This window comes from Kitasatospora sp. NPDC004723 (assembly GCF_040609255.1).
Taxonomy (GTDB): domain Bacteria; phylum Actinomycetota; class Actinomycetes; order Streptomycetales; family Streptomycetaceae; genus Kitasatospora.
The window spans coordinates 64,916-72,786 of sequence record NZ_JBEXJT010000044.1 but is presented as its reverse complement, the minus strand read 5'-3'; the positions used below and the strand labels follow the sequence as shown (position 1 = coordinate 72,786).

The 7,871-nt window shown below is 73.8% G+C and carries 6 protein-coding genes and 2 tRNA genes; 6 read left to right on the top strand and 2 right to left on the bottom strand.

Annotated features, from left to right (window positions below; all coding sequences use genetic code 11):
- Window positions 1–467: 467 nt before the first annotated feature.
- Window positions 468–1,604, top strand: coding sequence for a PP2C family protein-serine/threonine phosphatase (locus ABZW10_RS30780; protein WP_355372345.1), 1,137 nt, complete (start codon window positions 468–470; stop codon window positions 1,602–1,604).
- Window positions 1,605–2,155: 551 nt separating this feature from the next.
- Entirely contained in the window at window positions 2,156–2,350 is a 195-nt protein-coding gene (locus ABZW10_RS30775) for a hypothetical protein (protein WP_355372342.1), read from the top strand.
- 36 nt (window positions 2,351–2,386) lie between these two features.
- Here the strand turns inward: ABZW10_RS30775 and ABZW10_RS30770 are convergent, their stop codons facing one another.
- Window positions 2,387–3,190 carry a DUF6348 family protein gene (locus tag ABZW10_RS30770; protein ID WP_355372339.1) on the bottom strand — a complete coding sequence of 268 codons (804 nt, stop codon included), beginning with the start codon at window positions 3,188–3,190 and terminating at the stop codon, window positions 2,387–2,389.
- A 217-nt stretch (window positions 3,191–3,407) separates the two neighbouring features.
- Between ABZW10_RS30770 and ABZW10_RS30765 the strand changes: the two genes are divergently transcribed.
- Complete coding sequence (locus ABZW10_RS30765; RefSeq protein WP_355372336.1) at window positions 3,408–3,956, top strand: hypothetical protein; 549 nt, start codon at window positions 3,408–3,410, stop codon at window positions 3,954–3,956.
- Window positions 3,957–4,068: 112 nt separating this feature from the next.
- On the opposite strand, the gene ABZW10_RS30760 is transcribed toward ABZW10_RS30765, so the two are convergent.
- Window positions 4,069–4,139, bottom strand: a tRNA-Gly gene (locus ABZW10_RS30760).
- A 144-nt stretch (window positions 4,140–4,283) separates the two neighbouring features.
- Here ABZW10_RS30760 and ABZW10_RS30755 point away from each other — a divergent pair.
- The 3 genes from ABZW10_RS30755 (at window position 4,284) to tig (ending at window position 7,661) form a co-directional block, all read left to right on the top strand.
- Window positions 4,284–4,357: transfer RNA gene (locus tag ABZW10_RS30755), tRNA-Pro, on the top strand.
- A 98-nt stretch (window positions 4,358–4,455) separates the two neighbouring features.
- Window positions 4,456–6,009, top strand: coding sequence for an MDR family MFS transporter (locus ABZW10_RS30750; protein ID WP_355372333.1), 1,554 nt, complete (start codon window positions 4,456–4,458; stop codon window positions 6,007–6,009).
- A gap of 254 nt (window positions 6,010–6,263) precedes the next feature.
- Window positions 6,264–7,661, top strand: coding sequence for a trigger factor (gene tig, locus ABZW10_RS30745; RefSeq protein WP_355372330.1), 1,398 nt, complete (start codon window positions 6,264–6,266; stop codon window positions 7,659–7,661).
- The last annotated feature ends 210 nt before the right edge of the window (window positions 7,662–7,871 follow it).

The window sequence follows — 7,871 nt, the reverse complement described above, 5'->3', positions numbered from 1 at the left end:
CGCCGCCCCCCCCGCCCCCCCCCGCCCCGCCGCGCCGCCCGCCCCCCCCGCGCGGGCCCCCCCGCCCGCCGCGTTCCCCGGCCCCCGCGCGGGGGCCGGAACCGGCTGGACGGCGGCTGGGAGGCAACTGGACGGCGGCTGTGCGATCGCTGTGTGATCGGCCACAGCGCGCACCCCGGCGCACGCCGCGCCCGACCGCCCGCGCGACGGGGCGTGCGCCGTCCGGTCGGTTCGTACGCCCCGCGCCCGCACGCCTCCTGACACCCCGGACGCCGCCCGCCGCAATCGGCCGAAACCCGCTGACGCGCCCGCGCCACCGCACCACCGCACCCACCCTGGCCGTCGACGCCGACCGCGACCGCTGGATATGGTCGGTCCCCATGGCTGGCAGAGCGCCGGGCACACCGCCCCAGACGACTGCGACGAGGCCCGGCGCCGCTCCGGCGTCCGACCCCGTGACGGCCCGGTTGCGCAAGAGGCTCCGCCGGGTCCGCCGAAGGCTGCGCACCGCCGCGGTCGACTGGTTCCGCGGCGGCGCCGCCGACTGGCCGGTGCTCTGCGCGCTCGCCCTGCTGGTCCCGCTGCTGATCCTGCTCAACGTCTGGTGGCCCGCCTGGGCCCCGCCGACCGCGCTGGTCCTGCCGATCCTGGCGGCGGCCCTGCTGCTGCGCCCCGGCTCGCTGGTGGTGCTGTACGCGCTGGCCGCGCTCGGCCTGTCCGCCGAGTCGGTCATCCACACCGGCCAGCGGGTGGCCAGCGACCACCCGGAGGCCTACACCTACGGGGTCACCCCGGGCGCCGCCCTGGTGGTCGGCGCCGCCGGGGTCGGCGGCCTGCTGCTGGCCCAGTTCCGCAGCCGGGTCGGCGTGCCCTGGTGGGGCGGCTCGACGATGCTCTTCGACCTGCGCGAGCGGCTGCGGGTGCAGAGCCGGGTGCCCCGGCTGCCGGACGGCTGGCACGCCGACATGGCGCTGCGCCCGGCCGGCGGGCAGTCCTTCTCGGGCGACTTCGTGGTCGCCGACCGCACCGGCCCCGGCCGTCGGGTGCTGGAGGTGGTCCTCGCGGACGTCTCCGGCAAGGGCATGGACGCCGGCTCGCGGGCGCTGCTGCTCTCCGGCGCGTTCGGCGGCCTGCTGGGCTCGCTGCCCGCGCACGACTTCCTGCCGGCCGCCAACGGCTACCTGCTGCGGCAGTCCTGGGAGGAGGGCTTCGCGACCGCCGTGCACCTGGTGCTCGACCTGGACACCGGCGAGTACGAGCTGCTCTCGGCCGGGCACCTGCCCGGCATGCAGCGGCTGGCGGGCGCCGGCCGCTGGGAGGTCAAGGAGGCGCTGGAGGGCCCGGCGCTCGGCATCTACGACGGCGCCAAGTTCGAGGGCGTGCGGGGGCGGCTGAACCGCGGCGACGTCCTGCTGCTGTGCACCGACGGCATGGTCGAGGCGCCCGGCCGGGACCTCTCGGAGGGCATGGACCGGCTGATGGGCGAGGCGGACCGGCTGGTGCCGGGCGCCGGCCCCGGCGGCGGCGCGGCCTCCCGGCTGATCGAGACGGTTGCCAGGGACATCAACGACGACCGCGCGGTCCTGCTGTTCTGGCGCGACTGAGCCGTGCGCAACGGGCCCGGCGCGGTGCGGAACCGGCTGGTGGCGCCCCGCACGACGGGCCTCCCGCGGCCCCTCGGCGGCGGCACGTGCCGACGGCAGCTGCTGTCAAGCCCCGGAGCTGATCTTCAGCCAATTCCGGTACCCCGGAAGCAGAGCGGACCTGCCGGTTCCGGTCCGGCCCGCCGAACGTTTCCCGGCCGCTCAGCGGCGCCCCGCCGAGGATTCGTCAGGATGTCTCGGCTATCGTCTCGGTCGGCGGAAACTCGTCTCGCATCGCAGGATATCGGCGTTCGACCGACTGTCAGACCTTTACGCAATCGGCACGGTCGACCACACTGAGTCCGGGCGGGACTGTTCAGGATTCGGGGGATGGGGGGCGTCACATGCGGCACGACGAACACCGTGCGGTCGTAGCGGGCGGCCACCCCTCCGGCCTCGACGTGCCGGACGATCTGCCGTTCCGCCTCGGGACCGTCGGACAGGCCGGGGTCCGGCTTCACAGGGGTCGTCAGCCGGTGGCGCCCCGCTATGAAACGAGGAAGTGAGTCCGGGTGGCACTCTCCGTCTCCGCGCTGGTCCTGTTCGGCATCATCTGCTTCATCTTCATCCGCCAGAAGCAGCTCAAGGTCGGGCACTTCATCCTGGCCGCCCTGTTCGGCTTCATGCTCAACCAGAGCACGGCCGCCAAGCCGATCCAGGACTTCCTGAGCCAGATCGCCAAGTCCATCTCGAACATCGCCAGCTGACCCCCGGACCGCCGGCCCACCGCGGCCGGCGCCCCGTCACCGGTCGGCGCGCCTCGCCTGCCGCCACCGGGCGAACAGGCCCCGCGGGCGCGCCGCCGCCACGGCCGCCGGCCGGGCCGCCACGACCCCGCCGGCGCCGGCCGGTGCGGTCACCGGCGCGGACGGCTCCTCGTGCGCCGTCAGCAGGACGAACAGCCGTGCCCAGCACAGCCGCTCGCCGCGCGGCCAGTCCAGCGCGCGCAGCGCCGCCGACGCGGCCTCGTTCACCTCGCCGTCGACCCTGACCTCGGCCACGTCGTCCCCCGACCGCCCGCCGAGGAACAGCTTCACCCCGTGCGGGCGCCGCTCGCCCGTCCCGGTCAGTACCGGCAGCAGCGAGGGCGCCAGCGCCGGCACCACCCGGTTCCCGGCCAGCCAGGCCGCCAGCCGATCGTTGCCGAACCCGAAGACCGCCGCCGGCCCCTGGACGGCGTGCCAGCCGGGCAGTTCGGGGTGGTCGGCGTGGTCGGCGTGCGCACCGCCGCCCCCGGCCGGCTCGACCAGCGCGGCCGCCGTGGTGGTCGCCCACATCCGCACCGCGTTGTCGAGCTTCTCCTCCTCGGTCTTGCCGAGGCCGGCCGTGCAGTCCCACACCACCGGCGCGTCCGCCCGGCCGAGCTCCAGCGCCCAGCCGAGGTCCACGTGCCCGGCGCCCTCGCCGCCGGGGTGCTCCCGGACGGCCACCGCGACCGTCCCCGGACCGCGCACCACCTCGCCGTCGACGGTGAACTCCTGTCCGAACCGCGCCATCTCCCGGACCACGCAGCGCTGAATGACGGCCAGTCGGTCCTGCGGGCGCACGGGGACTCCTCCGCTCACGGCTTCGAATCGACTCGAACGCCATCGGCCATCGAACTGTTCTCGAACTGCTCTCGAACGCCGCCGAGGCTATCGGCCCGGAGGCCCCCCGGGAAACCGTTCGGGCCGGGTGGGGCGGGCGTGGCGCTCCGGTCGCCGAAATGACGGGAATGCACCATTTTGGGTAGCGAACACCACCACCGCTGCCTGGAGAGCCCGCATGCCCCGCACCGTCCTGCCGCCCGTCCCGGTGACCGCCCTGCTGCTCACCCCGGACGCCTCCGGGCTGGTCGCCGAGATCGAGGCGTACCTGGCCTCGCTGCCCGCGCCCGCGCGCACCCCGGCGCCCCACCCCGTCTGCCGCTACGGCTCGGTTGCGCAGCCCTGGCACGCCGGCCACCCGCTGCCCCGGGCCACCCTGCTCGACCGGGCGCTGCGCCGCCCCGCCCGCCCCGCCCCGGTCACCGCCGCCGAGCACCTCGGCCTGGCCTCCCGTTACATCGCCGCGCACGGCTGGCTGCAGGGGGCGATGTGGGACGCGGCCGGCCGGGTCTGCCTGCTCGGCGCCCAGGCGGCGGTGCTCGCCCACGGGTTCGGCACCCCGGCCACCGTGCGCACCGCCCGGGTCCAGCTGATGGAGGTGCTGCACGCCACCGGCCGCCCGGTGCGCTCCCCGGACGAGTTCAACGACCGGCCCGCCACCCGGCAGGCCGACGTCCACCGGCTGCTGGAGCGGGCCGCGGCCCGGGCCGCCCGGCTGGGCCTGTGACTGCGGGGCCTGTGGCCGCGGGACCTGTGGCCGCGGGGCCGGCTGACCCGCCGTCGGGAACGCGAACGGCCCCGGGGATGCGATGCATCCTCCGGGGCCGTTCGTCCTGCGGAGCGGGCGACGAGAATCGAACTCGCGTGACTAGTTTGGAAGACTAGGGCTCTACCATTGAGCTACGCCCGCGCGATCCCCCGGCCGTCACCGGACGGAAGGTCGGGAACAGCGTACCTGGTCCGGTCGGCTGCGTGCACACCCGTTCCCGGTGAGGGCCTCGGAATATCTCGCCGATCCGGCAGGGCCCGGCGTGTACGCTTCCTCTCGGCACCACGGGGTGTGGCGCAGTTTGGTAGCGCGTCCGCTTTGGGAGCGGAAGGCCGTCGGTTCGAATCCGGTCACCCCGACCGTGCGCAGGGTCTCGCCCAGGGCGGGGCCCTGTTGTCGTTTCCGGGGCCGGTCCGGCATGGTGGGTAGTTGATTTTTCACCGAACCTGGAGCCCCGATGAGTGCGACGAGCCCGGCGCGAGCACCGCGTCGGCCGCGGATGAACCCCAAGGCCGCGGTCGGCGTCGTCTTCGTCGCCGCGCTGTTCATGTCGATCATGGACACCACGATCGTCAACGTGGCACTGCCCGCGATCGGCCGCGACTTCGGCACCGACCCCGCCGGGGTCGGCGTGATCAACGTCGGCTACCTGGTCAGCCTGGCGGTCTTCGTGCCGCTCTCCGGCTGGCTCGGCGACCGCCTCGGCACCCGCCGGGTGTTCCTGGCCTCGCTCGCCCTGTTCACCCTCGCCTCGCTGCTGTGCGGGGTGGCCGGCTCGCTGACCGCCCTCACTCTCGCCCGGATCCTCCAGGGCGCGGCCGGCGGTCTGCTCACCCCGGTCGGGATGACCATGCTCTTCCACGCCTTCCCGCAGGAGGAGCGGATGCGGGCGACCCGGGTGCTGATGCTGCCCACCGCGGTCGCCCCGGCCGCCGGGCCGGTGCTCGGCGGCTGGCTGGTGGACGGCTGGTCCTGGCACTGGGTCTTCATCGTCAACCTGCCGGTCGGCCTCGCCGCGCTGGTCTTCGGCCTGCTCTTCCTGCCGGACTACCGCGCCGAGCGCGCCGGGCGCTTCGACGCGGCCGGCTTCCTGCTCTCCGCGGCGGGCTTCGGCGCGGCGATGTACGCGCTCTCCGAGGGCGCGTCCGAGGGATGGGGGAGCGCGCGGATCCTCGCCGCGGCGCTCGGCGGCGTGCTCGCCCTCGCCGCGCTGGTCGCCGTCGAGCTGCGCCGCCCCGAGCCGATGCTCGACCTGCGGCTCTTCCGGGACCGGATCTTCCGCACCACCAATCTGCTCTCGCTCTTCTCCGGCGCGGCCTTCCTCGGCATGCTCTACCTGTTCCCGCTGCTGATGCAGGACGCCCTCGGCATGGACGCCCTGCACAGCGGTCTGATGATCTTCCCCGAGGCGCTCGGCGTGATGCTCGCCTCGCAGATCGCGGGCCGGCTCTACCCGAGGTTCGGCCCGCGCCGGCTGCTCGCCGCGGGCGCCACCGTGGTGGCCGCCGCACTGGCGGTGATGGCCACGATCGGGCCGGACAGCAACCTGTGGGCGGTGCGCGCGCTGCTCTTCGTCTGCGGGTTCGCCATGGCGCACGTCTTCATGCCGAGCCAGACCGCGGCCTTCGCGACGATCCCGGTGGCCTCCACCGGCGCCGCCTCCACCCTCTACAACGCCCAGCGCCAGCTCGGCTCGGCGCTCGGCGTGGCCGTGCTGGGCACCGTGCTGACCGCCGTCGGACCGTTCGCCGCGGACGCCTCGGGTACGCCCGTGGCGAACCTCACGGCCTACCGCGCCGCCTTCCTGACCGCGGCCGGGCTGGCACTGCTCGCGGCCGTGATCGCGCTGCGGGTGCGGGATGCCGACGCCGCCGCGACCATGCGCCCGGGCCCGGTTTCCGGGGGTACCGGGCCCGGGGACGCCGCGGCCGGGACGGAGGGCGCGGTGCCGTCCGGCTCCGCCGCCGAGGGCCCGTCCGGACCGGCCCGGAAGGCCGCCGGGAGGGCCTGAACGGGCCCGGACGGCGGCGTCCTGGCGTCCGCCTTTCGTGGTACCGGTAGGATGGGGCGCTGGCGGTAGTCCCTGTGGCGTCCACCCAGGTCAACCGCACGAGGGCGAGGAGTCACGCTCACCGTCCACCCCCCACGGGAGATGCAGCTCCAACCGCCCATCGCCCGTCTCGCCCGACCCGCTGGAAACCGGCCCAGGCCGGCGTCCGGGGAGGGCGCAGGCAACCTGACCGCAAGCCCATAGGAGACCTAACCGTGAAGAGCGCCGTCGAGACTCTGAACCCGACCCGGGTTCGACTCACCGTCGAGGTGCCCTTCGAGGAGCTCAAGCCCAGCCTCGACGCGGCGTACAAGAAGATCAACCAGCAGGTCTCGGTCCCGGGCTTCCGCAAGGGCAAGATCCCGAACCGGGTCATCGACCAGCGCTTCGGCCGTGGTGCCGTGCTGGAGGAGGCCGTCAACGACGCCCTGCCGCGCTTCTACACGCAGGCCGTCGACGAGGGCAAGATCGAGGTCCTCGGCCAGCCCGACATCACCAACATCGAGGGTGTCGAGAAGATCGCCGACGGCGGTGACCTGAAGTTCACCGCCGAGGTCGACGTCCGCCCGGAGATCACCCTTCCGGACTTCTCGACCATCGAGGTCACCGTCGACCCGATCGCGGTCTCCGACGAGGACATCGCCAAGTCCCTGGAGCAGCTGCGCGAGCGCTTCTCCTCGGTCAAGGACGTCGAGCGCGCCGCCGCCGCCGGCGACATCGTGGTCGTCGACCTCGAGGCCAAGGTCGACGGCGAGGTGCCGGAGGACGGCACCGCCGCCGGCGTCAGCTACGAGATCGGCTCGGGCCGTCTGATCGACGGCATCGACGAGGCCGTCGTCGGCCTGGAGGCCGGTGGCACCGCCACCTTCACCACCGAGCTCAAGGGTGGCACCCAGGCCGGCAAGTCCTCCGAGGTCACCGTCAAGGTCACCGCCGTCCAGGAGAAGGAGCTGCCCGAGCTGGACGACGAGTTCGCCCAGCTGGCCAGCGAGTTCGACACCCTGGAGGACCTGAAGGCCGACTCCCGCAAGCGCCTGGAGCGCATGAAGGAGTACGACCAGGCCACCCAGGCCCAGGAGAAGGTGCTGGACGCGCTGCTCGGCCTGGTCGAGATCGAGTTCCCGGAGAAGCTCCTCAAGGACGAGATCGAGACCCGCAAGCACAACCTCGAGCACCACCAGCTGGAGCCGATGGGCCTCAACCTGGCGAGCTACCTGGAGACCCAGGGCAAGTCGGAGGAGGAGTACCTCGCGGAGACCGAGGAGCAGGCGAAGAAGGGCATCAAGACCCAGTTCGTCCTGGACCAGATCGTCGCCGACGAGGAGCTCAACGTCTCCCAGGAGGAGCTGACCGAGCACCTCATCCGCCGTGCCGCCGGTTCGGGCCTGACCCCGGACCAGTTCGCCCAGCAGGTCGTCCAGGGTGGCCAGGTGCCGCTGCTGGTCGGCGAGGTCGCCCGCGGCAAGGCGCTGGCCACCGTGGTCGAGGCCGCCAAGGTCGTCGACACCGAGGGCAACGAGATCAACTTCGACGACGACGAGGCCGACGAGTCGGCCGAGACCGTCGAGGCCCCGGCCGCCGAGGCCGAGGCCGAGGAGAAGACCGAGGCCTGACCGCCGCGGTCGCCTCGCTCGCCCGAGGCATGAGCGCGGGCCCGGACGCCGTACGGCGTCCGGGCCCGCGCCGTTCCCGGGGCCAGGCCCGCCGGGGCCGCGAACCCTGCGCTCACAGCGAACAGTTCTGCGTGAGGGATTCAGCGGCCGGGCCTGCGCGTTAGGGTCCATGGACAGCAACAATCACGACGTGATACCCGGAAGCTGTGC